26 protein-coding genes are annotated in these 26,820 nt (G+C 66.2%); 23 read left to right on the top strand and 3 right to left on the bottom strand.

Annotated elements, in window-relative coordinates; all coding sequences use genetic code 11:
* Positions 1 to 25: 25 nt before the first annotated feature.
* Complete coding sequence (locus LIG30_RS06715) at positions 26 to 1,717, bottom strand: sigma-54-dependent Fis family transcriptional regulator (RefSeq protein WP_038710713.1); 1,692 nt, start codon at positions 1,715 to 1,717, stop codon at positions 26 to 28.
* A 305-nt stretch (positions 1,718 to 2,022) separates the two neighbouring features.
* On the opposite strand from LIG30_RS06715, the gene LIG30_RS06720 reads away from it, so the two are divergent.
* From LIG30_RS06720 to LIG30_RS06815, 20 genes are all read left to right on the top strand, one after another.
* On the top strand, positions 2,023 to 2,253 hold the full coding sequence (locus LIG30_RS06720; RefSeq protein ID WP_038710768.1) for a phenol hydroxylase subunit: 231 nt from the start codon (positions 2,023 to 2,025) through the stop codon (positions 2,251 to 2,253).
* Positions 2,250 to 3,245 (top strand): aromatic/alkene monooxygenase hydroxylase subunit beta, encoded by a 996-nt coding sequence (locus tag LIG30_RS06725; protein WP_038710714.1) that lies wholly within the window; start codon positions 2,250 to 2,252, stop codon positions 3,243 to 3,245. The genes LIG30_RS06720 and LIG30_RS06725 overlap by 4 nt, the downstream gene beginning before the upstream one ends.
* A gap of 34 nt (positions 3,246 to 3,279) precedes the next feature.
* Complete coding sequence (locus tag LIG30_RS06730) at positions 3,280 to 3,549, top strand: MmoB/DmpM family protein (RefSeq protein ID WP_038710716.1); 270 nt, start codon at positions 3,280 to 3,282, stop codon at positions 3,547 to 3,549.
* 39 nt (positions 3,550 to 3,588) lie between these two features.
* The gene (locus LIG30_RS06735; RefSeq protein WP_038710718.1) at positions 3,589 to 5,139 is read left to right on the top strand and encodes an aromatic/alkene/methane monooxygenase hydroxylase/oxygenase subunit alpha; all 1,551 of its coding nucleotides are present in this window, start codon (positions 3,589 to 3,591) and stop codon (positions 5,137 to 5,139) included.
* A gap of 163 nt (positions 5,140 to 5,302) precedes the next feature.
* Positions 5,303 to 5,659 carry a phenol hydroxylase subunit P4 gene (locus tag LIG30_RS06740; protein WP_038710719.1) on the top strand — a complete coding sequence of 119 codons (357 nt, stop codon included), beginning with the start codon at positions 5,303 to 5,305 and terminating at the stop codon, positions 5,657 to 5,659.
* Between the two features lie 67 nt (positions 5,660 to 5,726).
* Positions 5,727 to 6,791, top strand: coding sequence for an NADH:ubiquinone reductase (Na(+)-transporting) subunit F (locus LIG30_RS06745; protein ID WP_038710721.1), 1,065 nt, complete (start codon positions 5,727 to 5,729; stop codon positions 6,789 to 6,791).
* Between the two features lies 1 nt (position 6,792).
* Positions 6,793 to 7,149 carry a 2Fe-2S iron-sulfur cluster-binding protein gene (locus tag LIG30_RS06750; protein WP_038710723.1) on the top strand — a complete coding sequence of 119 codons (357 nt, stop codon included), beginning with the start codon at positions 6,793 to 6,795 and terminating at the stop codon, positions 7,147 to 7,149.
* Between the two features lie 17 nt (positions 7,150 to 7,166).
* On the top strand, positions 7,167 to 8,111 hold the full coding sequence (locus LIG30_RS06755) for a catechol 2,3-dioxygenase (protein WP_038710724.1): 945 nt from the start codon (positions 7,167 to 7,169) through the stop codon (positions 8,109 to 8,111).
* 20 nt (positions 8,112 to 8,131) lie between these two features.
* Entirely contained in the window at positions 8,132 to 8,581 is a 450-nt protein-coding gene (locus LIG30_RS06760; protein WP_083493937.1) for a GlcG/HbpS family heme-binding protein, read from the top strand.
* 54 nt (positions 8,582 to 8,635) lie between these two features.
* On the top strand, positions 8,636 to 10,147 hold the full coding sequence (locus LIG30_RS06765) for a 2-hydroxymuconic semialdehyde dehydrogenase (RefSeq protein ID WP_200929646.1): 1,512 nt from the start codon (positions 8,636 to 8,638) through the stop codon (positions 10,145 to 10,147).
* A gap of 26 nt (positions 10,148 to 10,173) precedes the next feature.
* Entirely contained in the window at positions 10,174 to 10,956 is a 783-nt protein-coding gene (gene dmpE, locus LIG30_RS06770) for a 2-oxopent-4-enoate hydratase (protein WP_038710725.1), read from the top strand.
* Positions 10,957 to 11,094: 138 nt separating this feature from the next.
* A complete protein-coding gene (locus LIG30_RS06775) occupies positions 11,095 to 12,018 on the top strand; it encodes an acetaldehyde dehydrogenase (acetylating) (protein ID WP_038710727.1) in 924 nt (307 codons plus the stop codon).
* Between the two features lie 67 nt (positions 12,019 to 12,085).
* On the top strand, positions 12,086 to 13,132 hold the full coding sequence (dmpG, locus tag LIG30_RS06780; RefSeq protein ID WP_038710728.1) for a 4-hydroxy-2-oxovalerate aldolase: 1,047 nt from the start codon (positions 12,086 to 12,088) through the stop codon (positions 13,130 to 13,132).
* The gene (gene dmpH, locus LIG30_RS06785) at positions 13,129 to 13,917 is read left to right on the top strand and encodes a 2-oxo-3-hexenedioate decarboxylase (RefSeq protein ID WP_038710731.1); all 789 of its coding nucleotides are present in this window, start codon (positions 13,129 to 13,131) and stop codon (positions 13,915 to 13,917) included. Before dmpG ends, dmpH begins: the two co-directional genes overlap by 4 nt.
* Before the next feature lie 10 nt (positions 13,918 to 13,927).
* Positions 13,928 to 14,122: a 2-hydroxymuconate tautomerase gene (locus LIG30_RS06790; protein ID WP_160326683.1), complete on the top strand. Its 195-nt coding sequence runs from the start codon at positions 13,928 to 13,930 to the stop codon at positions 14,120 to 14,122.
* A 33-nt stretch (positions 14,123 to 14,155) separates the two neighbouring features.
* Entirely contained in the window at positions 14,156 to 14,977 is an 822-nt protein-coding gene (locus tag LIG30_RS06795) for an alpha/beta fold hydrolase (protein ID WP_038710735.1), read from the top strand.
* 120 nt (positions 14,978 to 15,097) lie between these two features.
* The gene (locus tag LIG30_RS06800) at positions 15,098 to 16,000 is read left to right on the top strand and encodes a SphA family protein (RefSeq protein WP_038710736.1); all 903 of its coding nucleotides are present in this window, start codon (positions 15,098 to 15,100) and stop codon (positions 15,998 to 16,000) included.
* Between the two features lie 206 nt (positions 16,001 to 16,206).
* A complete protein-coding gene (gene ilvD, locus LIG30_RS06805) occupies positions 16,207 to 18,066 on the top strand; it encodes a dihydroxy-acid dehydratase (RefSeq protein ID WP_038710737.1) in 1,860 nt (619 codons plus the stop codon).
* A gap of 240 nt (positions 18,067 to 18,306) precedes the next feature.
* Complete coding sequence (locus LIG30_RS06810) at positions 18,307 to 18,576, top strand: type II toxin-antitoxin system TacA family antitoxin (RefSeq protein WP_038710774.1); 270 nt, start codon at positions 18,307 to 18,309, stop codon at positions 18,574 to 18,576.
* Positions 18,573 to 19,061, top strand: a complete 489-nt coding sequence (locus LIG30_RS06815; protein ID WP_038710738.1) for a GNAT family N-acetyltransferase — start codon at positions 18,573 to 18,575, stop codon at positions 19,059 to 19,061. The genes LIG30_RS06810 and LIG30_RS06815 overlap by 4 nt, the downstream gene beginning before the upstream one ends.
* A gap of 698 nt (positions 19,062 to 19,759) precedes the next feature.
* Here the strand turns inward: LIG30_RS06815 and LIG30_RS26915 are convergent.
* Entirely contained in the window at positions 19,760 to 20,032 is a 273-nt protein-coding gene (locus LIG30_RS26915) for a hypothetical protein (protein ID WP_162491944.1), read from the bottom strand.
* Between the two features lie 22 nt (positions 20,033 to 20,054).
* Between LIG30_RS26915 and LIG30_RS06820 the strand changes: the two genes are divergently transcribed.
* The 3 genes from LIG30_RS06820 to LIG30_RS06830 all read left to right on the top strand — a co-directional run bounded on the left by LIG30_RS06820 (position 20,055) and on the right by LIG30_RS06830 (position 25,891).
* Positions 20,055 to 21,794, top strand: a complete 1,740-nt coding sequence (locus LIG30_RS06820; RefSeq protein ID WP_235510221.1) for a GGDEF domain-containing protein — start codon at positions 20,055 to 20,057, stop codon at positions 21,792 to 21,794.
* A gap of 351 nt (positions 21,795 to 22,145) precedes the next feature.
* Positions 22,146 to 23,261 carry a metallophosphoesterase family protein gene (locus LIG30_RS06825; RefSeq protein WP_038710740.1) on the top strand — a complete coding sequence of 372 codons (1,116 nt, stop codon included), beginning with the start codon at positions 22,146 to 22,148 and terminating at the stop codon, positions 23,259 to 23,261.
* Positions 23,258 to 25,891 carry an AAA family ATPase gene (locus LIG30_RS06830; RefSeq protein ID WP_038710741.1) on the top strand — a complete coding sequence of 878 codons (2,634 nt, stop codon included), beginning with the start codon at positions 23,258 to 23,260 and terminating at the stop codon, positions 25,889 to 25,891. The genes LIG30_RS06825 and LIG30_RS06830 overlap by 4 nt, the downstream gene beginning before the upstream one ends.
* Positions 25,892 to 26,050: 159 nt before the next feature.
* Here the strand turns inward: LIG30_RS06830 and LIG30_RS26060 are convergent, their stop codons facing one another.
* Positions 26,051 to 26,332 (bottom strand): hypothetical protein, encoded by a 282-nt coding sequence (locus tag LIG30_RS26060; protein ID WP_152986022.1) that lies wholly within the window; start codon positions 26,330 to 26,332, stop codon positions 26,051 to 26,053.
* Positions 26,333 to 26,820 lie beyond the last annotated feature (488 nt).

Here is a 26,820-nt window from a genome sequence, read left to right on the forward strand (position 1 = left end):
ATCATCCGGCAGGAACGTGTTCACGTCAGGTGTCCTCCTGGTCCTGTTTGCGGGTGAGGCGGTAGCTGAGCTGCGCGCGCGTCAGGCCGAGCAGCCGCGCGGCGGCCGACAGGTTGCCTTTCGCGCGGTCGACCGCTTCATGCAGCAGCGCCCGTTCGAGCCCCTCGAGCCCGCCGCCGCATCCCTGCAGCCGATCGAGGAGGGTTCCGCAGTCGATCGACAGCGCGGACGATTCCCGGATCTGGCCGGCGCGATCCACCGTGGCGCCGCCGGGCAGGCCGAGGCCGGGAAACAGGTCCTTCGCGTCGACCGCACGATCAGGGCGCGCAAGGATCACCGCGCGCTCGATCAGGTTCTCGAGTTCGCGCACGTTGCCCGGCCAGCGGTAATGACGCAGCGAGTCGTATGCGTAGTCCGTCAGCGTCGGCGCGGGCTTGCCGTGCAGCGACGCAAAGCGTTCGAGCATCGCGCGGGCGAGCAGTTCGATATCGTCCTGCCGGTCGCGCAGCGGCGGGATCACGACAGGGTAGACGTTGATCCGGTAATAGAGGTCGGCACGAAAGGTGCCGTCCTGCACGGCCTGGGCCAGATCGCGATTGGTCGCGGCGACGAGGCGCACGTCGACCTTCCGGCTCTCGGCCGAGCCGAGCCGTTCCACTTCGCCTTCCTGGATGACGCGCAGCAGCTTGGCCTGCACGTCGAGCGGCAATTCGCCGATTTCGTCGAGAAACAGCGTCCCTCCGTCGGCACGCTCGAACCGGCCGGCCCGCGCCGCCTGCGAGCCGGTATACGCGCCTTTCTCGGCGCCGAACAGCTCGGATTCGATGAGCGCATGCGGAATGGCCGCGCAGTTGATCGCCACGAACGGCTTGGCGGCGCGCGGGCTCAGGCTGTGCAGCGCGCGCGCGAAGCGCTCCTTGCCGACGCCGGTCTCGCCGGTAAGCAGGACGGTGACCTTGGTCGGGGCGGCGGTTTCGAGCATCTCGTAGGCGCTGCTGAACGCGTCGGAGCGGCCGACGAGCTGGGTCCGGTCCGTGTCGGGCGCGATTTCGAGGCGCAGCGATTCGACTTCGGTCTGGAGATCGCGAATCGTGTTGATCAGCGAATCGGCCTTGAACCACGACGAGATCTCTTCCGCGTCGGGCCATGCTTCGGCGGGTTTGCCGACGATCGTGCAATGCGGGTCGTTCTTGCCGGCGCACGTCGTCTCCTTGAACAGGATGGTGCGCCCCATGAACGCGCTGGTGTAGCCGGTCGCGTAGCCGATCAGCATCCAGCACACGGGCTCCGCCTGCGGGCCGTACGCGCGGCGGTGCACCTCGGCCTCCCACGAATGCTCCCACCGGTATTCGGCCTCGAACGCCCCGGTGGCCGCATCCGCCTCGAAACGAATCGGTGTGACCTGCACCGCGCCTTCGAGCATGTGCAGCTGCGGGCCGATGTGGAACATGTCGTAGAACGACCCCTTCGCGCGGATCTCGCGGGCGAGCGCGGCGTCCCGCTCGCCCGACGCGAAGCCGACGCGGGTAAACAGGCGGCGCGTCTGCGCGGGCCCGACGCTCTCCATCAGCTCCTGGCGCAGCGTGCCGAGCGCCGCCGCGTGCAGCAGCACCATCCGCTGGCCGGCAAGCCAGATGCGGCCGTCGGCGGCCGAAAAATGAATCAGCCGCCGCAGGTCGGCGTCCGTCGGTAACGGGGGCAGGCTCGGCTGCGTCATGTCTCCTCCATCGAGATTTTATGTGTTTACCGGATATTTCTTCGCTGCGTGACCGGCGAGTCCACCGCCTTGATCATTTCATCAAATCCGCGAAAACGCGTTGCTCAGATGATGAAAAGCCAAGGCAGATCAAGGATTTGTTCCGCTCGATCAGGCGCGATTTCCGTTCTGGTTAACCTCCGTTGTGCGGACTGGACGCGAACTTTGTCTCAGTGCTTTCCCTGAATTATCGAGATTTTTTCGGAGATCGATCCGGCGTGGCACGGTTGGTGCATTGAAGTGCGGGCATGGAGGAGACATCGATCATGTGCCGACAGACAACAGGCATTCACCCGTTCGATCCGAACCGCAAGTTCGTCAGAGTGACCGGCGTCAACAGTCGAGGATTCGTCGAATTCGAATTTTCGGTCGGCGTGCCGGACATGTTCGTCGAACTGGCGCTGCCCGCCGTCGCGTTCGACGCGTTCTGCATCGCGCAGGACGTCGTGCGGCTGGAGGGCGAAACCGAACCCACGACCATCAGGAGCAAGCAGTGACCATCGATCTGAAGACAGTCGACATCAAGCCCCTGCGGCATACCTATGCGCAGGTCGCGAAGCACATCGGCGGCGACAAGACGGCTTCGCGGTATCAGGAAGGCATGATGGGCGGGCAACCCGAAGCGAACTTCCACTACCGTCCGACCTGGGACCCGGATCACCAGATCTTCGACACGTCGCGCACGGCGATCCGCATGGCGAGCTGGTACGCGTTGAAGGACCCGCGCCAGTTCTACTACGCGTCGTGGACGACGGCCCGAGCACGCCAGCAGGACACGATGGAATCGAATTTCGATTTCGTCGAATCGCGCCGGATGATCGACCTGATGCCGGAGAACGTCGCGAAGCACGCGCTCGACGTGCTGGTGCCGCTGCGCCACGCCGCGTGGGGCGCGAACATGAACAACGCGCAGATCTGCTCGCTCGGCTACGGCACGGCGTTCACCGGGCCCGCGATGTTCCACGCGATGGACAACCTCGGCGTCGCGCAATACCTGACGCGCCTCGCGCTGTCCATGGCCGGCCCCGACGCGCTCGACGACGCCAAGGCCGCTTGGCTGTCGGACCCGGCATGGCAGCCGCTGCGCCACTATGTGGAGGACGCGCTGGTCGTCGACGATCCGGTCGAGCTGTTCGTCGCGCAGAACCTCGCGCTCGACGGCCTGCTGTATCCGCTCGTCTACGACCGCTTCGTCGACGAACGGATCGCGATCGGCGGCGGCTCCGCCGTCGCGATGCTCACCGCCTTCATGCCCGAGTGGCACGACGAGTCGAATCGCTGGGTCGACGCCGTCGTGAAGACGATGGCGGCCGAATCCGACGACAACCGCGCGCTGCTCGTGCGCTGGACGCACGACTGGGCGGCGCGCGCGGACGCGGCGCTGCGGCCGGTGGCGGACCTCGCGTTCCCGGACGCCGCACATGCGGTGCTCGACGAAGTGCGCGAACAGTTCCACGCGCGACTCGCGAAGCTCGGCATCGCGATCTGACGCCGGACCTCCACCCTTAACCGAAGGAAACCGCATGTCCAACGTATTCATCGCCTTTCAGGCCAATGAGGAGTCCAGACCAATCGTCGAGGCCATTCTCGCCGACAACCCGGACGCGGTGGCCGTCGAGTCGCCCGGCATGGTCAAGATCGACGCGCCGGGGCAGCTGACGATCCGCCGCCAGACGATCGAGGAACTGACCGGCGCGCGCTTCGACCTGCAGCAGCTGCATGTGACCCTGATCACGCTGTCGGGCCACATCGACGAAGACGACGATCAGTTCACGCTGAGCTGGAAGCACTGAACGCGGCGCATCGCGCACCCAACAAGACAGGAGACACGCATGGACACGCCAACGCTGAAGAAAAAGCTCGGCCTGAAGGAGCGCTACGCCGCGATGACGCGCGGCCTGGGCTGGGAGACGACCTACCAGCCGATGGACAAGGTCTTTCCGTACGACCGCTACGAAGGCATCAAGATTCACGACTGGGACAAGTGGGTGGACCCGTTCCGCCTGACGATGGATGCGTACTGGAAATACCAGGGCGAGAAGGAGAAAAAACTCTACGCGGTGATCGACGCGTTCACGCAGAACAACGCGTTCCTCGGCGTGACGGACGCGCGCTACATCAACGCGCTCAAGCTGTTCCTGCAGGGCGTGACGCCGCTCGAATACCTGGCGCACCGCGGCTTCGCGCACGTCGGCCGGCACTTCACCGGCGAAGGCGCGCGCGTGGCGTGCCAGATGCAGTCGATCGACGAGCTGCGGCATTACCAGACCGAAACGCATGCGCTGTCGACGTACAACAAGTTCTTCAACGGACTGCATCATTCGAACCACTGGTTCGACCGCGTCTGGTATCTGTCGGTGCCGAAATCCTTCTTCGAGGATGCGTACTCGTCCGGTCCGTTCGAATTCCTCACCGCGGTGAGCTTCTCGTTCGAATACGTGCTGACGAACCTGCTGTTCGTGCCGTTCATGTCGGGCGCCGCGTACAACGGCGACATGTCGACGGTCACGTTCGGCTTTTCCGCGCAGTCGGACGAATCGCGCCACATGACGCTCGGCATCGAGTGCATCAAGTTCATGCTCGAGCAGGACCCGGGCAACGTGCCGATCGTGCAGGGCTGGATCGACAAGTGGTTCTGGCGCGGCTACCGCCTGCTGACGCTCGTCGCGATGATGATGGACTACATGCAGCCGAAGCGCGTGATGAGCTGGCGCGAAGCGTGGGAGATGTACGCCGAGCAGAACGGCGGCGCGCTCTTCAAGGATCTGGCGCGCTACGGCATTCGCGAGCCGAAGGGCTGGAAGGACGCGTGCGAAGGCAAGGACCACATCAGCCATCAGGCATGGGCCACCTTCTACAGCTTCAATGCCGCCGCGCCGTTCCATACCTGGATGCCGCAGGACGACGAGATGGCCTGGCTGTCCGCGAAGTATCCGGAGTCGTTCGACACGCTCTACCGTCCGCGCTTCGAATACTGGCGCGAGCAGGCTGACAAGGGCAATCGCTTCTACGTGAAGACGCTGCCGATGCTGTGCCAGACCTGCCAGGTCCCGATGCTGTTCACCGAGCCAGGCGACGCGACGAAGATCGGCGCGCGCGAATCGACGTATCTCGGCAACAAGTTCCACTTCTGCAGCGATCACTGCAAGGGCATTTTCGACCACGAGCCGCAGAAGTACGTACAGGCGTGGCTGCCGGTCCATCAGATCTACCAGGGCAACTGCTTCAAACCTGGTGTCGATCCGACGGCCGAAGGCTTCGATCCGCTCGCCGCGGTGCTCGATTACTACGAGGTGGAACCCGGCCGCGACGCGATGGACTTCGAAGGCTCGGAAGACCAGAAGAACTTCGCGGCGTGGCGCGGCCAGGCCACCCGAAACTGATTCGCAACCTTGTATGGGGCCGGTGTGAGCGCTAAAGCATCAACGCCGGCCGACAACTTTGTATGGAGCCCGCGTAAGCGCTAAAGCGCTAACGCAGGCCGACAACCTTGTATGGGGCTGGCGTAAGCGCTAAAGCGCTAACGCCAGTCGACAGGAGACAACCATGACCGTCGTCGCGCTCAAACCCTACGACTTTCCGCTGATGGACACGGTGGAGAAATTCCCCGCGCCGCTGCTCTATGTGCTCTGGGAAGGCCACCTGATGTTTCCGGCGCCGTTTTGCCTGCCGCTGCCGCCGGACACGCCGTTCGGCGCGCTGGCCGCGCAGATTCTGCCGCCGATCTACGGCTATCACCCGGACTTCGCGAAGATCGACTGGGATCGCGTGCAGTGGTTCAAGAGCGGCGAGCCCTGGACGCCCGACGCCACGAAGTCCCTCGCGGAAAACGGCCTGGGGCACAAGGACCTGATCAGCTTCCGGACGCCGGGCCTCGACGGCATCGCCGGCTCGCGAAGCTGAACGACATGCGTGCGGCCCCCGGCTGCCTGCGTGCAGCCGGGGATTGCGGAAAGACGAGCGAACCATCATGAGCCATCAACTTACCATCGAGCCGCTCGGCGCGACGATCGAGGTCGAGGAAGGGCAGACCGTTCTCGACGCGGCGCTGCGCCAGGGCATCTACATTCCTCACGCGTGCGGCCACGGCCTGTGCGGAACCTGCAAGGTCGCGATTGTCGACGGCGAAGTCGACCTGGGCGACGCCAATCCGTTCGCGCTGATGGACTTCGAGCGCGAAGAAGGCAAGGCGCTCGCGTGCTGCGCAACCTTGCTCGCGGACACCACGCTCGAGGCCGACGTCGACGAGGACCCGGACGCTGAGATCATCCCGGTCAAGGATTTCGACGCGGAGGTCACGCGTATCGAACAGCTGACGCCGACCATCAAGTCGATCCGCCTGCGGCTCGCGCAGCCGCTGCATTTCCAGGCGGGCCAGTACGTGCAGGTCGGGATTCCCGAACTGGGACAGACGCGCGCGTTCTCGATCGCGAACGCGCCGGGCGACGTCGCGGCCGCGAACGAGATCGAGCTCAACGTCCGCCAGGTGCCGGGCGGCGCCGGCACGGGCTATCTGCACGAGAAGCTCGCGGTCGGCGACCGCCTGCATGTGTCGGGGCCGTACGGACGCTTCTTCGTGCGCCGCTCGGCCGGCCTGCCGATGATCTTCATGGCCGGCGGCTCGGGGTTGTCGAGCCCACGCTCGATGATCCTCGACCTGCTGGAAAGCGGCGTCACCACGCCGATCACGCTGGTCTACGGGCAGCGCAACGCGAAGGAGCTTTACTACGACGACGAATTCCGCGCGCTGAGCGAGCGCCATCCGAATTTCACGTACGTGCCGGCACTGTCGGAAGGTGCGGCCGAATCGGATCGCGCGGTCGCGCAAGGGTTCGTCCACGACGTCGCGAAAGCGCATTTCGACAACGACTTCTCGGGGCATCAGGCGTATCTGTGCGGGCCGCCGGCAATGATCGACGCGTGCATCACGGCACTGATGCAAGGCCGCCTGTTCGAGCGCGACATCTACCACGAGAAGTTCATCTCGGCAGCGGACGTGCAGCAGGTCCGCAGCCCGTTGTTCCGGCGGGTGTGACATGGGATCGGCCGGGGGGAAGGTCACGGTGACGATCGTGCAGACCGACGAGCGCTTTTCGTGCGCGGCCGGCGAATCGCTGCTCGCCGGGATGGCGAAGCTCGGCCGGCGCGGCATTCCGGTCGGCTGCCTGAACGGCGGGTGCGGCGTCTGCAAGGTTCGCGTGCTGCGCGGCGAGATCCGCAAGCTCGGCCCCGTCAGCCGCGCACACGTGAGCGCCGACGAGGAGTGCGCGGGCTACTCGCTCGCGTGCCGTGTCGCGCCGGAGGGCGACGTCGAACTGGAGGTGGCCGGCAAGCTGCAAAAGCCGTTTCTTTGCGGGGCGGCCCACGGGGCGGCACCGCTTTTCAAAAAGTAACCAGGAGGAGACACATCATGGGTGTGATGCGGATAGGGCACGCCAGCCTGAAAGTGATGGACATGGAGGCGGCGCTTCGACATTACCAGCGCGTGCTCGGCATGCAGGAGACGATGCGCGACGCGGAGGGCAACGTCTACCTGAAGTGCTGGGACGAGTGGGACAAGTATTCGCTGATCCTGAGCCAGTCCGATCAGGCGGGCCTGAAGCACGTCGCGTACAAGGTGGAAAGCGACGCCGATCTCGACGCGCTGCAAAAGCGTATCGAGGCATACGGCATCGCGACCACGATGTTGCCGGAAGGCGCATTGCCCGCGGTGGGGCGCCAGCTGCGATTCGCGTTGCCGAGCGGGCACGAGATGCGCCTTTACGCGAAGAAGGAACTGGTCGGCACGGCGGTCGGCTCGCTGAACCCGGACCCGTGGCCGGACGACGTCCCGGGCTCGGCGGTGCACTGGCTCGATCATTGCCTGCTGATGTGCGAGCTGAATCCGGAGGCGGGCGTGAACCGCGTCGAGGAGAACACCCGCTTCATGGCCGAATGCCTCGATTTCCATCTGGCCGAGCAGGTGATGGTCGGACCGGACAACACGGTCCAGGCGGCGACCTGGATGTTCCGCAGCACGACGCCGCACGACATCGCGTTCGTCGGCGGCCCGACCAACGGTCTTCATCACATCGCGTTCTTCCTCGACGACTGGGCCGACGTGCTGAAGTCGGCCGACGTGATGGCGAAGAACAAGGTGAAGATCGACGTCGCGCCGACGCGGCACGGCATCACGCGCGGCACGACGATCTATTTCTTCGATCCGAGCGGCAACCGCAACGAGACGTTTGCGGGCCTCGGCTATCTCGCGCAGCCCGACCGCCCCGTCACGACATGGACCGAGGAGGAGCTGGGGCGCGGCATCTTCTTCCACTCCGGTGAGCTCAACGAGGCCTTCACCACGGTGTACACCTGATCGAAAAGGAGCAAGAGGTCATGACACGGAACGACGGCGCGATGAGCGTCGAGACCCGCGTGATCGACTGGCCCGCGGCCTCCCGTCTCGCGCAGGCCGCGGCACGGGAGGCCGAGCGGCTCGGCGTGCGCGTGAACGTCGCGGTGGTCGACGCGTCGGGCGTGCTGGCGGCGTTCGTCCGGATGCCCGGCGCACCGCTGCATTCGATCGACATCGCGATCGACAAGGCGTACACGGCGGCGAGCTTCGGCTTGCCGACCGGACGCTGGCACGAGGTGCTGGCCGGTCATTCGGACGCGGTGCGGCAGGGCCTGGTGCTGCGTCCACGCTTCGTCGCGTTCGGCGGCGGCCTGCCGATCGTCGAGGGTGGCCGGGTAATCGGCGCCGTCGGCGTGTCGGGCGGCAGCGAAGCCGAGGACGAAGCGTGCGCGCGCGCAGGACTCGACGCGACCGGTCTCGCGGGGCCGTGAGCGGCGCGGGCCAACTTCTTCAATTCAGGAACACGACAACCGGTTGAAACCATCATGTACGACACAGAACCGAACGCCGCGGCACGCGGCCCATCCGGCGCCGAGCCGGGCATGCGGCACATCCTCAATTTCATCGACGGCGCATACCGGGCCGGCGAGCGCTGGTTCGACAAGCGCTCGCCGCTCGACAACGCGCTGATCGCCCGCGTCGCCGAGGCCGGGCGCGCCGAGGTCGACGCGGCCGTGCAGGCGGCGCGCGCGGCGCTGTCCGGACCGTGGGGCGGCCTGACGGTCGCGCAGCGCACCGAGATCCTCTACGCGGTGGCCGACGGGATCGATCGCCGCTTCGACGACTTTCTCGAAGCGGAAGTCGCCGATACCGGCAAGCCGGTGAGTCTCGCGCGACACATCGACATCCCGCGCGGCGCGGCGAACTTCAAGGTCTTCGCGGACGTCGTGAAGAACGTGCCCGGCGAAACCTTCGAAATGGCGACGCCGGACGGCGCGGGCGCGATCAACTATTCGATTCGCCGCCCGATCGGCGTCGTCGGCGTGATCTGTCCGTGGAACCTGCCGCTGCTGCTGATGACGTGGAAGGTCGGCCCGGCGCTCGCGTGTGGCAACACGGTGGTCGTGAAGCCGTCCGAGGAGACGCCGCAAACCGCCGCGCTACTCGGCGAAGTGATGAACGCGGCCGGCGTGCCGCGCGGCGTCTACAACGTGGTCCACGGCTTCGGGCCGGCGTCCGCGGGCGAATTCCTGACCACCCATCCGGGCGTGAACGCGATCACTTTCACCGGCGAAACCCGCACCGGCGCGGCGATCATGAAGGCGGCGGCCGACGGCGCACGCCCCGTCAGCCTGGAGATGGGCGGCAAGAACGCGGCCATCGTGTTCGCCGATTGCGATTTCGACGCGGCGATCGAAGGTACGTTGCGCTCGTGCTTCGCGAATGCGGGGCAGGTCTGTCTCGGCACCGAGCGCGTCTACGTCGAGCGGCCGCTGTTCGAGCGCTTCGTCGCCGCGCTGAAGGAAGGCGCCGAACGCCTGCAGCCGGGCCGGCCGGAGGACGCCGGTACGGGGATCGGGCCGCTCATCAGCCAGGAGCATCGCCACAAGGTGCTGTCGTACTACCGCAAGGCGGCCGAGCTGGGCGCGACCGTCGTCACGGGCGGCGGCGTGCCGGACATGCCGGGCGGGTTGCGCGACGGCGCGTGGGTCCAGCCGACGATCTGGACCGGGCTCGGCGACGATTCGCCGATCGCCCGCGAGGAGATTTTCGGGCCGTGCGCGCTCGTGATGCCGTTCGATTCGGAAACGGAGGTGATTCGGCGCGCGAATGCGAACGAGTACGGCCTCGCGACCGCGATCTGGACCACCAACCTGGCGCGCGCGCATCGCGTCGCCGGCGCGATCGAGGTCGGCATCGCGTGGGTCAACTCGTGGTTTCTGCGCGACCTGCGCACCGCGTTCGGCGGCGCGAAGCAATCGGGCATCGGGCGCGAGGGCGGCGTGCATTCGCTCGAGTTCTATACCGAGCAGAAAAACGTCTGCATCAAGCTCTGACAATCCGCTATTCATTTGGATGACTTATGGACTCTACGTTGATCAATACGCTCGGCGACAGGCTGTACGACGCGATGGTGTCGCGCGAGACCATCGCGCCGCTGACGTCGCAACACGAAGACCTGTCGGTCGAGGACGCGTACCGGATCCAGCAGCGCTTCGTCGCGCGCCGTCTCGACGCGGGTGAAATCGTGATCGGCAAGAAAATCGGCGTGACGTCGAAGGCCGTGATGGACATGCTCGGCGTCTACCAGCCGGACTTCGGCTACCTGCTGTCGGGGATGGTGTACGGCGAAGGCGAATGCATTCCGCTCGACACGCTGATCCAGCCGAAGGCGGAAGGCGAGATCGCGTTCGTGCTGAAGCGCGACCTGATGGGGCCGGGCGTCACCAACGCGATGGTGCTCGCGGCGACCGAATGCGTGATGCCGTGCTTCGAGATCGTCGATTCGCGGATTCGCGACTGGAAGATCCGGATCGGCGACACCGTCGCGGACAACGCGTCGTGCGGCGTGTTCGTGCTCGGCGACAAGGCGGTGAGCACCCGCAGCGTCGACCTGGCGACGTGCGGGATGGTGTTCGAGAAGAACGGCGACGTGATCGGCACGGGCGCGGGCGCGGCTGCCCTCGGCTCGCCGGTGAACGCGGTCGCGTGGCTCGCCAATACGCTCGGCCGGCTCGGCATTCCGCTCAAGGCGGGCGAGGTGGTGCTCTCCGGCGCACTGGCCGCGATGGCGCCGATCCGCGCGGGCGACAGCTTCCGCGTGTCGATCGGCGGGATCGGCGCGTGCTCGGTGCGGTTTGCGTAGGCGACGCGCGCATGGATCGCCGGCTTGCGGCAAGCGCGCGCCGGCGACCGGACCGGCGGCCGGCTTCGGCCAGTGTGCCCGGCAGCACCGGGCAGTTTCATCGTTACGCCTGTCGCTGACAGGCAAAAGGACATTTCCATGACACAGAAAATCCGTTGCGCGCTGATCGGACCCGGCAACATCGGCACCGACCTGCTCGCCAAGCTCATGCGCAGCCCCGTGCTCGAACCCGTGTGGATGGTGGGCATCGATCCCGAATCCGACGGCCTGAAGCGCGCGCGGGAGCTGGGCCTGAAGACCACCGCCGACGGCGTGGACGGCCTGTTGCCGCATGTGCTGGCCGACAACGTGCAGATCGCGTTCGACGCCACCAGCGCCTACGTCCATCCGGAAAACAGCCGCAAGCTCAACGCGCTCGGCGTGATGATGATCGACCTGACGCCGGCCGCGATCGGGCCGTATTGCGTGCCGCCCGTCAACCTGAAGGAGCATATCGGCAAGGGCGAGATGAACGTCAACATGGTGACGTGCGGTGGCCAGGCGACGATCCCGATGGTGCGCGCGATTTCCCGCGTGCAGCCGGTCGCATACGGCGAGATCGTCGCGACCGTGTCGTCCCGCTCGGTCGGCCCCGGCACGCGCAAGAACATCGACGAGTTCACGCGCACCACGGCGGCGGCCGTCGCGAAGGTCGGCGGCGCGAAGGAGGGCAAGGCGATCATCATCATCAATCCGGCCGATCCGCCGCTGATCATGCGCGACACGGTGCATTGCCTGACCGAAGGCGAGCCCGACGAGGCGCGCATCGTCGAATCCGTGCACGCGATGATCGCGGACGTGCAGCGCTACGTGCCGGGCTACAAGCTCGTCAACGGCCCGGTGTTCGACGGCCGCCGCGTGTCGGTCTATCTGGAGGTCGAGGGGCTCGGCGATTACCTGCCGAAGTACGCGGGCAACCTGGACATCATGACGGCCGCCGCCGCGCGCACCGCCGAGATGTTCGCCGAGGAGCTGCTGGCCGGCCGCCTCGCGCTGTCGCCGGCCGCGGAGCCGGCGGCCTGATGCCGGCGAACGCGATGGCCGAGGCAGGCATGCCTCATCTCAACGATCGGACGAACAAGGAATGGCAATGAATCTCAAAGGCAAGCGAATCACCGTCCACGACATGACGCTGCGTGACGGCATGCACCCGAAGCGTCACCAGATGACGCTCGACCAGATGCGCACGATCGCCAGCGGGCTCGACGACGCGGGCGTGCCGCTGATCGAAGTGACGCACGGCGACGGTCTCGGCGGCTCGTCGGTCAACTACGGCTTTCCGGCGCATACCGACGAGGCGTACCTCGGCGCCGTGATCCCGCTGCTCAAGCAGGCGAAAGTGTCGGCGCTGCTGCTGCCGGGCATCGGCACCGTCGATCACCTGAAGATGGCGCACGCGCTCGGGGTGCACACGATCCGGGTTGCGACGCATTGCACGGAGGCCGACGTGTCGGAGCAGCACATCACGGCCGCGCGCACGCTCGGCATGGATACCGTGGGCTTCCTGATGATGAGCCACATGAACAGCCCCGAAGGGCTCGTCAAGCAGGCGAAGCTGATGGAAGGCTACGGCGCGAACTGCATCTACGTGACCGATTCGGCCGGCTACATGCTGCCCGACGACGTGAAGGCGCGCCTCGGCGCGGTGCGGCAGGCGCTGAAGCCCGAGACCGAACTCGGCTTCCACGGGCACCACAACCTGGCGATGGGCGTCGCGAATTCGATCGCCGCGATCGAGGCCGGCGCGAACCGGATCGACGGCGCGGCGGCCGGCCTCGGCGCCGGCGCGGGCAACACGCCGCTCGAGGTGTTCGTCGCGGTCTGCGACCGGATGGGCATCGAGACCGGCGTGGACGTCTGGAAGATCCAGGACGTGGCCGAAGACCTCGTCGTGCCGATGATGGATTTCCCGATCCGGATCGACCGCGATGCGCTCACGCTGGGCTATGCGGGCGTCTACGGCTCGTTCCTGCTGTTCGCGAAGCGCGCGGGCGAGAAGTACGGCGTGCCGGCGCGCGACATTCTCGTCGAGCTCGGCCGGCGCGGCATGGTGGGCGGCCAGGAAGACATGATCGAGGACACCGCGCTGACGCTCGCCCGGCAGCGTCAGGGCAAGGCCAACCAGGAGGCGGCATGAAACTGACGAACGATCTCATCGACTCGCTGGCGCTGCATCTCGACGACTGCGCGCGCGAGGCGCGCGACACGCCGAAGATCACCGACGCCCACCCGGACATGGATTGGGACGATGCGTACGCGATCCAGGACGTGATCCGCGCGCGGCACCTGGCGCGCGGCGCGCGCGTCGTCGGCTACAAGGCGGGCCTGACGTCGCACGCGAAGATGCGCCAGATGGGCGTCGATACGCCCGTGTTCGGCTTTCTCGTCGATACCTATTCGGTGCCGGACGGCGGCGAATGCAAGGTGGCCGGGCTGATCCATCCGAAGGTCGAGCCCGAGATCGCCTTTGTCACGAAGGCCGAGCTGAAGGGGCCGGGCTGCCACATCGGCGCGGTGCTGGCCGCGACCGATTTCGTGATCCCGGGCATCGAGGTGATCGACAGCCGCTACCGCGACTTCAAGTTCGATCTCAAGAGCGTCGTCGCCGACAACACGTCGGCCGCGCGCTTCGTCGTCGGCGGGCAGCCGCTCGCGGTGGACGGCGTCGATCTGCGCACGCTCGGCATCGTGCTCGAGAAGAACGGCCAGCCGGTGGCGTTCGGCGCGGGCGCGGCGGTGCTCGGACATCCGGCCGCGGCGATCGCGATGCTCGCGAACCACCTGGGCGCGCGCGGCGAATCGATCCCGGCCGGCAGCCTGATCCTGTCCGGCGGCATCACCGAGGCCGTGGCCGTCGAGGCCGGCGACAGCGTGACGCTGCGCGCGCAGGGTATGGGCTCGACCGGCCTGCGCTTCATCTGACAAGGAGGACATCGTGCCCATTGCACATCTTTACATTCTCGAAGGCCGCGACGACGAAAAGAAGGAGCGGCTGATCGCCGAAGTCACCGAGGCCATTCATCGGGCGATCGATGCGCCGGTCGATTCGGTGCGGGTGATCCTCACCGAGATGCCGAAGGCGCATTTCGGCATCGGCGGGCAGAGCGCGAAAAAGCGCGGGCGTTGATGCGCGACGTCAATTCACACACTGGATAACGCGATGCAAACCAATCCGGAAATCGGCCGGCGGATCTCGGCCAACGGTATCGAGACGAACTATCACGATCTGGGCGACGGTCAGCCGGTGCTGCTGATCCACGGTTCGGGGCCGGGCGTGACCGCCTACGCGAACTGGCGGCTCACGATGCCGGCGCTGGCGACGCAGTTTCGCGTGATCGCGCCCGACATGGCGGGATTCGGCGAGACGGAGCGTCCGGCCGGGTATCGCTACTCGATGGACAACTGGGTCGATCACGCGCTCGGCCTGCTCGATGCGCTCGGCATCGAGCGGGCACACGTGGTCGGCAATTCGTTCGGCGGCGCGCTGGCGATCGCGCTGGCGATCAAGGCGCCGGAACGCGTGGGCCGGCTCGTGCTGATGGGCGCCGCGGGCACGCGGTTCACGTTGACCGAGGGGCTCGACGCGGTGTGGGGGTATACGCCGTCGATCGAGCACATGCGCGCGCTGCTCGATATCTTCGCGTTCGATCGCGCGCTCGTGAACGACGACCTCGCGAAGCTGCGCTACGAGGCCAGCGTGAGGCCCGGCTACCAGCAGGCGTTCTCCGACATGTTTCCCGCGCCGCGGCAGCGTTGGGTCGATGCGCTCGCGAGCGACGAGGCCAGGATCCGTGCGCTGACGCACGAGACGCTCATCGTGCATGGCCGTGAAGATCGCGTGATTCCGCTCGCCAGTTCGCTCAGGCTGCTCGAGCTGATTCCGAAGGCCCAGCTGCACGTGTTCGGCGAGTGCGGGCACTGGACGCAGATCGAGCATGCCGAGCGCTTCAACCGGCTGCTCATCGATCATTTCCGCGAGTAGCGCGCCGGGACAGCGCGCCGTCGCCATGTGCCGTCAGGTTCGGCGCATGGCGATCGTGCCAGACGATCATGCGGAAAAATACAATCATTTAAATCAGTACAACGAAAAATGGAGACAAGGATGAAACGGAAGGCGACACTCGGCGCAATCTCGCTGTTGGCGTGCGCAGGCATGGCGTTTAGTTCCGGCGCGCTTGCCACGGAAGGCGGGAGCGACACGATCGGCGAAGGCGCCGAGGCGTTTTTCGCGGGCGCGCTGCCGCCGCCGGGCCTGTACGGCCTGTTCTATTACACCCATTACCACGCGTCCCGGTTCAACGACTCGCACGGCAACGGATCGGTCCCGGATTTCAGGCTCGATGCCGACGTGTTGATTGCGCGCCCCGTCTTCATGACGAACCTGTCGTTGCTGGGCGGGCGCTTCGGCGGCTATGCGGTGCTGCCGGCCGAGCGGCTTGCGCTGAGCGCGGGCGGCGCATCGTTCGACCGGGCCAATCTCGGCGACCTGATCGTCAGCCCGTTTCTGATCGCGTGGGGCAGCGGGGCGCTGCGGACCGCGGCGGCCGTCGAATTCGTGTTTCCGACCGGCCAGTACGATCCGCGTGCCGCGCTGAATACGGGCCACAACTACTATACGGCGCGACCGGTATTCGCGGTGTCGTGGCTGCCGAACGACAAGGTCGAGGTGTCGGCGAAGATGACGTACAGCTTCAACGCGCCGAACAGGGACACGCATTACCACTCCGGGAACGTGTTTCACATCGATTATTCCGCGAGCTACGCGGTCGCGCCGAAGGCGCACGTGGGGGTTTCCGGGTATTTCGTGAAGCAGACGACCGACGACATGCTGAACGGGCAGCCGGTCGCGGGCGACGGCTTCCGCGGTCAGGTGTTCGCGATCGGCCCGGGCATTCGCTATCAGTTCAGCAAGGTCAGCCTCGAAGCGCGCGTGGTGAAGGAACTGTTCGTACGAAACCGGCCGGCCGGCGAGGCGGTCTGGGCGAAGATGGTCGTGGCTTTCTGATCGGGATGGTCGAGCGGCACACGGCGTTGGGGGCGTGTGCCGCTCGACCCGCCGGCGCGGCCACCCGGTGCAGCGCACCGCCAGACGGTGTGGGATAATCGTTCGGTCTGCCCAGAGCGCGGCTCAAGAGGTTGTTCGCACGGGCGCGCAGGGGCCCTTATTCCCGTGGCCCGCTTCCCTTTTCCGATATTTCTTCAGCAACCACGATGCCCGCATACCGTTCCAAAACCTCCACCGCCGGCCGCAACATGGCGGGGGCGCGCTCCCTGTGGCGCGCCACCGGCATGAAAGACGAAGACTTTTCCAAGCCGATCATCGCGGTGGTCAATTCGTTCACCCAGTTCGTGCCCGGTCACGTGCATCTGAAGGACCTGGGCCAGCTCGTCGCGCGCGAGATCGAGGCTGCCGGCGGCGTGGCCAAGGAATTCAACACCATCGCGGTCGACGACGGTATCGCGATGGGCCACGACGGCATGCTGTACTCGCTGCCCAGCCGCGACATCATCGCGGACTCGGTGGAGTACATGGTCAACGCGCACTGTGCCGATGCGATGGTGTGCATCTCCAACTGCGACAAGATCACGCCCGGCATGCTGATGGCCGCCATGCGGCTCAACATCCCGGTGATCTTCGTGTCCGGCGGCCCGATGGAAGCGGGCAAGACGCGCCTCGCCAATCCCGTTACCCACGCGCTCGAGTTCAAGAAGCTCGACCTGGTGGACGCGATGGTGATCGCGGCCGACCCGGCCTATTCCGATGCCGACGTGGCCGAGGTCGAGCGCTCCGCCTGCCCCACCTGCGGCTCGTGCTCGGGGATGTTCACGGCCAACTCGATGAACTGCCTCACCGAGGCGCTGGGCCTGTCGCTGCCCGGCAACGGCACGGTGGTGGCCACCCATGCGGACCGCGAGCAGCTCTTCAAGCGCGCCGGCCGCCGCATCGTCGAGCTGGCCCGCGACTACTACGAGGAGGAAAACGAGCGCGTGCTGCCGCGCGCGGTGGGCTTCAAGGCGTTCGAGAATGCGATGACGCTGGACATCGCGATGGGCGGCTCGACCAACACGATCCTGCACCTGCTGGCGATCGCGCGCGAGGCGGGCATCGACTTCACGATGACCGACATCGACCGCCTGTCGCGCATTGTGCCGCAGCTGTGCAAGGTGGCGCCGAACACCAACAAGTACCACATCGAGGACGTGCATCGCGCGGGCGGCATCATGGCGATCCTCGGTGAGCTGGAGCGCGCCGGCAAGCTGCATACCGACGTGCCCACGGTGCACGCGCACACGCTCAAGGACGCGCTGGATCATTGGGACATTACCCGCACGCAGGACGAGGCGGTCAGGACGTTCTACCAGGCCGGCCCGGCGGGCATTCCCACGCAGGTCGCGTTCAGCCAGAACACGCGCTGGCCGAGCCTGGACCTGGACCGCGCCGAGGGCTGCATCCGCTCGTACGAGCATGCGTTCTCCAAGGAAGGCGGGCTGGCGGTGCTGACGGGCAATATCGCGCTCGACGGCTGCGTGGTGAAGACGGCCGGCGTCGACGAGAGCATCCTCGTGTTCGAGGGCACGGCCCACGTCACCGAATCGCAGGACGAGGCGGTCGAGAACATCCTCAACGACAAGGTCAAGGCCGGCGACGTGGTGATCGTGCGCTACGAAGGCCCGAAGGGCGGCCCCGGCATGCAGGAGATGCTCTATCCGACCAGCTATATCAAGTCGAAGGGCCTGGGCAAGGCCTGCGCGTTGCTGACGGACGGCCGTTTCTCGGGCGGTACCTCGGGCCTGTCCATCGGCCACTGCTCGCCGGAGGCGGCAGCCGGCGGCGCGATCGGCCTCGTGCGCGATGGCGACCGGATCCGCATCGACATTCCGAACCGCACGATCGACGTGCTGCTGTCCGACGAGGAACTGGCGCGCCGCCGCGACGAGCAGAACGCGAAGGGCTGGAAGCCCGCCAAGCCGCGTCCGCGCAAGGTGTCGGCCGCGCTCAAGGCCTATGCCAAGCTGGTCATGTCGGCCGACAAGGGCGCGGTGCGCGACCTGTCGCTGCTGGACGATTGAGGCAGCGACGGGCTTCGTGCCCGTCCGTCTCGCAGGCCGCTCCGCGTGAGCGGCCTTTTTTTTGTAGGCGTTTCAGGTGCCCCTTCGACCGCTCTGGCCGAAGACCTGGCCGTCGTTCGTGCGGTTCAAGTGCTGAGACCTATCAAGTACCTGTCGTCCCATGGATCCGGCAATTTTCCGTACGCTTCTTGATCGACCCGGCGATTTTCCGTACACTTGTCTGTCAGGAGGTAAATGGTTATGGCTACCACTCGATTTGAAGCTCGCATTGAGGCAGACGTGCATGCGGTGATCCGGCGAGCCGCCGAGATTCAGGGGCGCACCATGTCGGATTTCGTTGTCTCGGCTGCCCGCGAAGCGGCGCAACGCGCGATCGCGGAGGCCGAGGTGATCCGCTTGTCGCTGGCGGATTCGCAGCGCTTTGCCGACTCGATTTTGTCGCCACCGGAGCCGGTCGATGCGCTGAAGCGCGCGATCGATCGTCACGACCAACTGCTGCGTAACGAATGAGCGGGGGGCAGTTGATTGTCGCCGCACTTGGCGCGGCTCATGATCGGTCCCGGTTTGCATGTGGAACGCCCGCACTTGATCGTTATCTGCTGGAACGGGTCACGCAGGATATCCGGCGACGGGTTGCCGCGTGCTTCGTCATGCTCGACGGTGACATCGTCGCTGGCTATTACACTCTGTCGGCGGCCAGCGTTGCGCTCGAGGAGCTACCGCACGAGGTCGCGCGCAAGCTGCCCCGATATCCTTCGATCCCGGCGGTGCGGATGGGGCGACTGGCTGTCGACCTGAAATACCGGGGCAAGGGGCTGGGCGCAGCATTGCTCGTCAACGCGCTGCAGCGCGCCGCGAAATCGGAGATTCCGGCGGTGGCCTTGACGGTCGACGCAAAGGACGAAACGGCCGCTGCGTTCTACCGGCATTTCGGATTCATGCAACTGACGAATGACCCGTTGGCGTTGTTTTTGCCTTTGGCCGCAGTGAAATAGGAATGCTTGCCTACGCCGTCACGGAGACGCATCACGTACCGAAGCGTGTGCCTCAAGGAGGACGGATGGCAGATTTGCCGGACCTGCCGGCCGTCGAGCTGACCGGTAACCCGGCCGCCGACCGCGCTGATGCCGCATTGCCGCGACCGGGTCAATCCGGGCTGGCTTGACCGGTGGGCCGGAATCGCGAGCGCCGTCCGCTTGGTCTGGGACCTGCACCGCTGACTCGTCAACCACTGGCCAATAAATGAGGTTCGTCGCCGGACGTCGGCAATGCCGCGCGGATATCGACGAAGCGCGCGACCCCATCAGGCTGTGCCGTCTCGAATCGACTACCGTCGAAAGGCTTTGCGCCATTTCATTGGCTTCGCGAAAAGCCAGATTGGAAATGCATTAAATCGTCGGCGTGGCTCGGACGGCGAGCAGCGACAAAAGGGAATCTCGCAACAATGCACGCGTGCGACCGGGGCGGTCGAAAACGAACGCGAACCCGCCATCGCATGCAATTGAGCACATCTGTCTTCGTCTGGCGCGAACTTCACCTGCGATTGTCCGGCGAAGGACAATTCCGGCAACAGAACGCTTGCATTTCATATACGTATACATAAATCAAATCAAAATCATTTATTAGATAGATAATTTAAATTAAGTAAAACGTTTTCGGCATGATTTTCAACACGATGCCTGCCTATTTATCTTCATAAAGATGTCGTTAAATGCCATGTGGCGGCCCGTGGCGCAGAATTGGACATTTCCCGAATGCGCGCCCGGCTGCCGGAGGCAAGCAAGCGTATTTTTTTGCCCGGACACCGTTCGTCGAAGCCGAGCGGAATGGCGGTGGTCAATTGAATCGTGTGGCGTGCCGTTGTCGTGAGCTTGCCGGACGTGCCATCGCGCCCAATCGATGCCGGCGGCCAATTGGCTCTTAGCCCGGGGTTTGCAAACGTGAACGTATCGATTTCCGAGTGCATCAAAGGACAGCTCCTGCGACCGGTGTTCCAGCCCATTGGAGCGCTCGCTTCAGGTGACGTCGTCGCATTCGAGGCGCTGATCCGCGGTCCCGCCCAATCGCCGCTGGAGAGTCCTGCGGCATTGTTCGGCCTGGCCGAGCTGGAAGGCAGCAGGGTTCGCCTGGAACGGTTTGCCGCGCACGTGTCGCTGACGGCGTTCAGCCAGGCCGGCGTGCCGGGAAAGCTGTTCGTGAACTTGAGCGCCGACGCGATTCGCGAAATCGCTGCCGGCCGGGACGAAATGCTGGGCTGTCTGCACGCGCTGCAACTCGACCCGGAGCGCATCGTCATCGAGCTCACGGAGCAGGCCGACGCGGGCGACCTCAGCACGCTCGTATCGGCGGTCAGCTTCCTGCGGGAGTCCGGGATGCAGCTGGCGCTCGACGACTACGGCTCGGGAAACGCGAACCTGAGCCTGTGGATCGGCCTGATGCCGGACTACGTGAAGATCGACCGATCGATCATCAATGGCGCGGGAAAGTCGCCGTTTCGTTTCGAGGTGCTGCGCTACTTGGGTCAGCTCGCGGAATCCAGCGGCGCGCAACTGGTCGCGGAGGGCCTCGAAAACATCGAGGACCTGATGGTGTGCCGCGATCTGGGGATCGACTACGGGCAGGGATTCCTGCTCGGAAAACCGCATCGCGTGCTGGCCGGGCGCCTCGAGGAAACCGCGCTCGCCGCGATCCACGACAAGGCGATCACGGTGTTTCCCGACGCCGCGCAAGGGGCGCCGCGTGCCTTTTCGGCCAGCAAGCTCGTCGTGCACGCGCCGACGCTGCCGGCCGCCGCGACCAGCAACGATGCGCTCGAGGTGCTGACGCAATGCCCGGACCTGCACGCTGTTGCGATTGTCGATGCCGGAACGCCGGTCGGATTGCTCAATCGCCGCACCTTCCTGAATGCGTACGCGCGCCCGTTTCACAGGGAGATCTTCGGCAGGAAGCGCTGCATGATGTTCGCCAACATGACGCCCGTGCTCATCGAGAAAAGCGCGACGATGGACGAGCTGGCCGAGCTGTTGACCAACGACGACCAGCGTTATCTGGCGGAAGGCGTGGTCGTCGTCGAAAACGGCCAGTATGTCGGCCTGGCGACCGGGGAGGCGCTGGTGCGGACCGTGACGGAGGTCCGCATCGAGGCGGCGCGCTATGCGAACCCGCTGACGTCGCTGCCCGGCAACATTCCGATCGACATGCACATCAAGCGCCTGGTCGAGCGCGCCGCGCCGTTTCACGCATGCTATTGCGACCTGAACCACTTCAAGCCGTTCAACGACCAGTACGGGTACTGGAAGGGCGATGAAATGCTGAAGTTCGCCGCAACCGTGCTCAGGGACGCGTGCGACCCGCGCAGGGATTTCCTCGGCCACGTCGGCGGCGACGACTTCCTCGTTTTCTACCAGAGCGAGGACTGGGAGCCGCGGATTCGCGCGGCGATGCAGCGCTTCAACGACGGCGCGCGGCAGCTTTATACGCCCGGCGACATCGAAGCGGGCGGCATTCATGCCGAAGACCGTCACGGCAATCTGCGCTTCTATTCGTTCGTCACGATAGCCGTCGGCGTCGTGTCGGTCGCCCCCGGTCTCGACGTCGACGGCGATGCCATCGCCTCGCTTGCCGCGACGGCCAAGCGCGAGGCCAAGAAATCGGCGGACAGTTTCCATATCACCGGTTACGCGGGTGCCCCGGTCTGCTGCGTGACGCCGATCAGCGGTTGCAACTGAAGACGCACGCCGGTCCGCAAACGTATCGAAAGCCGTTCAAGCCCGCCACGCCCGCGCGCTCGTGTGGGGGCGGATCACGCCGCTCGCGCAAGCCAACGTCCGCGCGTCAGCCCGACGATGAACGCGCGTGAAAACTGTCGTACATTTCAGCTTTCCGCCGCGCGGCCAGGCGTGACCCGCACGCCCGGCCGGTGGAGCCGCGAACGTGCGATGTGCGCCGTCGCGGATACACACCGTCGTCGTCCCCCTTCAGGATTGCGCGTTCCTTTCACAACGCGCGGCAGGCAGGGACGACGAGCGGAACGCGGCATTCGGGTCACGAGACAACGTTGCCGGCAGAGGGCCACCGGAATGAAATTACTGCATACAGCAGACTGGCAGATTGGAACGCAGTTCGGACAATTCACCCCGGAGGAGGCCGCGCATCTGACGGAGGCGCGCTTCGAAACGGTGCGGCGCATCGCGGGCATCGCGACGGAGCGGGGCGCGGACGCGGTGCTGGTCGCCGGCGATGTGTTCGACCAGCAAACCGTGTCCGACACGGTGATCCGCAAGCTTTTCGCGGCGCTCGCGGGCTTCGCGGGGCCGTGGTTCATGTTGCCCGGCAACCACGACGCCGCGCTGGCGGAGAGCGTGTGGACGCGCGCGGCGCGTCTCGGGTGCGTGCCGTCGAACGTGCATCTGCTGCTCGAGCCGGGCGTCACGACGTTCGACGCGCTGAAGCTCTCGCTGCTCCACGCGCCGCTCACGCAGCGCAACACCTACGACGACACGACCGCGTTCTTCGACCGGATGGAGACGCCGGACGGCTACTTCCGCATCGGCATCGCGCACGGCAGCGTGACCGGCATCCTGCAGGAAGGCATCGACTCCGCGAACCCGATCGCAGCGACGCGAGCGGACACCGCGCGGCTTGATTACCTGGCGCTCGGCGACTGGCATGGCGTGTTCGAGGCCAACCCGCGCATCTGGTATTCGGGAACGCCGGAGCAGGACCGGTTTCGCGCGAACGAGCCCGGCTACGTGCTCGACGTGGATATTCCGGCGCCGCATGCGGCACCGGCGGTCAGCCGGGTGCGGGTCGGCAAGTATCGATGGCGATACTGGCAGGCCGACATCGCGGTGCCGAGCGATGTCGAATCGCTCAGGCAGCAGCTTCGGGAACTGGGCGACGCGGATGTGCTGCGCATCGAAGTCGCCGGTACCGCGGCGCTCGCGGACGCCGAGGCCGTCAACGTGGCCGTGGAAGAGACACGCGCACGCGTGCGCGCGCTGCGGTCCTCCACGACGGGGCTGAAAGTGCAGCCGACCGAGGAAGACCTCGCGGCGCTCGGCGCGCGCAGCGGGTATCTGGCAAACGTGGTGGGCCGGCTGCGCGAACTGCAGGCCGATCCGGCGCGCTCGGCGGCTGCGTCGGAAGCGTTGCTGCTGCTGGCGGGCTTTCAACGTGACACGGGGGCAGCGTGATTCTCGAAAGCATTGCGATCCAGGATTTCCGGAAAATCGCGGACCGGCTCGTCATCGACGGGCTCGAGCCGGGGCTGAACCTGATCACCGGGCCGAACGAGACGGGCAAGAGCACGATCGCCGAGGCGATCCGGACGGTCTTTCTCGAGCGCTACAAGGTGTCCAGCCTGGGCGGCATCGTGCCGCGCGAGCGCCCGGACGGGCAGCCCACTGTCGAGGTGGCCTTCACGATCGGCGGCGTGCCGCATCTGCTGAAGAAGCAGTTCGTCAGGAAAAGCCGGTGCGAGCTGCGGATCGGCCATCAGACGCTCACCGAAGACGAGGCCGAGCAAAAGCTCTCCGAGCTGCTGGGTTTCTCGCGCGCCGAGCGCGGCGCGAGCAAGCCGGAACATGCGGGCATTCCCGGTCTGCTGTGGGTCCGGCAGGGGCAGACCGGCGACGTCCGGGATTCGGGCGAGCATGCGGCGAACTACGTCCGCGATGCGCTGGCGCAGCTTTCCGGCGGTGAAGTGTCCGGCGGCAACGACGTGCTGATCGACGCCGTCCAGCGCGAGCTATGGAAGCTGCTGACCGAACGGAAGCGAAGCCCCACCGGCGCGTTGGCCGATGCCGAAAGCCGGCTGTCGGCGCTGCAGCAACAGCAACGCGAACTCGATGCGCAAAAGCGCCAGTTCGACGACGACCTGACGCGGCTGACCGTCCTGCAGGCGGAGTTCGACGACGCGCAGCGAAAGAAGCCGTGGGAAGCCATGCAGCAGAAGGCGGACGAAGCCACGAAGCGGGCCGTCGCGTTCGCCGAGCTGGAACGACGCCACAAGGAGCTGGCGCAGCTGATCGAGCTGGCGCATGCGGAGCACAAGGGCTTGCTGCAGCAGGAGCAGGCGGCCGTCGATCTCGATGTGTCGATCAGCAGCGATCGTCAGTCGCTGGCGGCGGCGCAGGCCGCCGTCGCCGACGCGATCGGCGGCCACCAGCTCGCGGCTGCGGCGGCGGCGAGCGCCCAGAAGGCCTGCGACGAGGCGGGCGCGGCTTTCGAGCTGGCCAATGCCGCGGTGATGGCCGCCGACCTCAAAGGGCAGGCGGCGCTGCATGGAAACGAGATCGCGCGTCTGGCGTCGGCCGTCGAAAAAGCCGAGGCCGCGAGCGCGGCCGTGCGCGCGCTTGCCGGCGAGGCCGCGCAGGTGGAAATCGACGCGGCGAAGCTGCAGCGCCTGCAGGCCGTTTCAGACCAGATCGTGCCGCTGCAGGCGCGCAAGGATGCCGCGCTCACGCGCATCGAATATCGGCTGACCGGCCCGATCACGATCGACGGCGCGACGGTCGACGGGCAGGGCGTCGTGCTGCTCGACCGCGAGAAGACGATCAGCCTGCCCGGCCTGGGCGACCTGATCGTCGTACCGGGCGTCTCCGACGTGTCGGCGCTCATCGACGCGTTGCAGGCCCTTGAAGCCGAACGCGCGCGGCTGCTTCTCGAGATGGGCGTGCCGAGCGTGGCGGAGGCGGTGAGCCGCCGCGACCGGTGGAAGGCGCTGAGCGCCGAAAAGGCCGGCCAGGCCGGCATCCTCGCGCTGCACGCGCCCAACGGCATCGACGCGCTGCGGGACGAGCTTGCGCAGGCGCGCGGCCGCCTGGGCGCCGCCGAAGCGCGCCTTGCCGGGCTGCCCGACGTATCGGGCGCGCTGCCGGTGTCGGACGCGAAGAGCGCGTTCGACAACGCGCGCGTGCAGCTCGAAAGCGCGCGGGTCGCGCAGATGAGCGCGTCGGAGCGGAAGGCCCAGGCCGGTGCGCACGCGGACGGCATTCGTGCGCGGCTCGACATGAACGAGGCACGCGTCAGCGACCCTGAGTATGTGCAGAGGCGCGAGGAGCGGCAGGCGAAGCTCGTCGAGAAGGACGCACACGTCAAGGCGCGCACGCGAGAGCTGGATACGTGCGCGCAGGCACTCGAGGCCGCGAGGCTGGACGATCCGGCGATGGAGGCGCAGCGCTTTGCCCGCTCCGCCGACATCGCGCGCGGCGAGCAGCTTGAGCGCCAGACGAAAATCACCCAGCTCAGGGCGCAGCTCGAGGCGGTCGGGGCATCGGGCATCGGCGAGCGCCTCGCGCAGGCGGCCGCGTCCATCGAGCAGACGGAAAGCCGCCATGCCGAGCTGCGTCTTCGCGCGGATGCGCTGGGCCTGCTGGAGTCGATTCTCGTCGAGGAGCGCGATTCCGCGGTCGCCAGCCTTCGCTCGCCGCTGACGAGCCGCATCGGCCATTACCTGAAGCGCGTGTTCCCGGCGGGCGAGATGGCGGTCGACGACGCGCTGACGCCGGTCGCGCTGCAGCGGGGCGACCGGCGAGAGACGCTGGAATCGCTCAGTTACGGCACGCAGGAGCAACTCGGGATTCTTTCCCGGCTGGCCTACGCGGACCTGCTGCAGGCCGCCGGCCGTCCGACGCTGCTGCTGTTCGACGATGCGGTGGTCCACACGGACGACATGCGGCGGGATGGCATCAAGCGTGCGCTGCTCGACGCGGCCACGCGGCACCAGATCCTGGTGTTCACGTGTCACCCGGGGCTGTGGGATGACCTCGGCGTGAAGCAGCGCCATCTGCCCGACCTGATGGCCGCATCGCAACAGGCTTGACGACGCCGGCATCCGGAAGGCGGCCGGCAGCGCCGAGCCGCCCGGATGCCGGGGCCGCCCGTCACGCGACGGGTATCGCGCATCCCCGACACACTGTCCCCGACCCCGCGTTTCATTCCTGAAACATTCGCGGCGGCGAACCATTGCAGATCCGACTCGTCATCCGCCGATGGCCCGCCTGGCGTGCCTTTCCGGGCGATGGTGCGTTCCTTGCATGTATCTGATCGCCGCCAGCCAGAACATCGGCGCAGACTTCTCGACGAGCGATGGCCGGCAGCCGAACAGCACTTCAATCGGGGATAAGACAATGAAAAACGATCGAGCCGCAACGCGCCATGTTGCAACGATGAATCGCCGAAGGCCGCGAGAGCCGGCGCCAGCCATGCATGAGGTGACTTGATCACGCTCTGCACCGAAACCCGTCCCGCGTTCAACGTTCACTCCGTCTTCCTGCCGTCGACTGCCCGCCGCGATCGTGACCGGTGGGGCGAGCATGCGTTGCCGTCGAATGGACAACGATAGCCGTGAGTGCCGAACCCTGGACGGCCACGAAGACAATGTGATACGTCGTCCTGATTAACTGGATGTGATTCGTCAGTCCGCCGTGCGCGACCGACAGGTTCGCTCACGGCACGGCTGACTCGAGCGGGCGTGAACCTGCCGACGGTTTCAAATCCGAAACCGAACGTATTTGCCGAAGGGATGCGTCGATGTGCCGCATCGGCAAAGGGCAGGCAGGGCGCACCAGGCCGCGCGCTGCGCGTGGCGGCCGCACGCGAATGGAGGCAGGCAGATGATGGGCATGACATAAAGCGATTGGCGTCGGCCGGGGATCGTCCGCCGGGCATGGCCCGTGTCGTGAACGTCGCAACGCCACCCTATCAGTTGGTCCACAACCCCGATGGATCAATTGTTCAAGCGCCCGTCGC

The organism is Burkholderia sp. lig30 (assembly GCF_000687455.2).
In the GTDB taxonomy this organism is placed as follows: Bacteria; Pseudomonadota; Gammaproteobacteria; order Burkholderiales; family Burkholderiaceae; genus Burkholderia.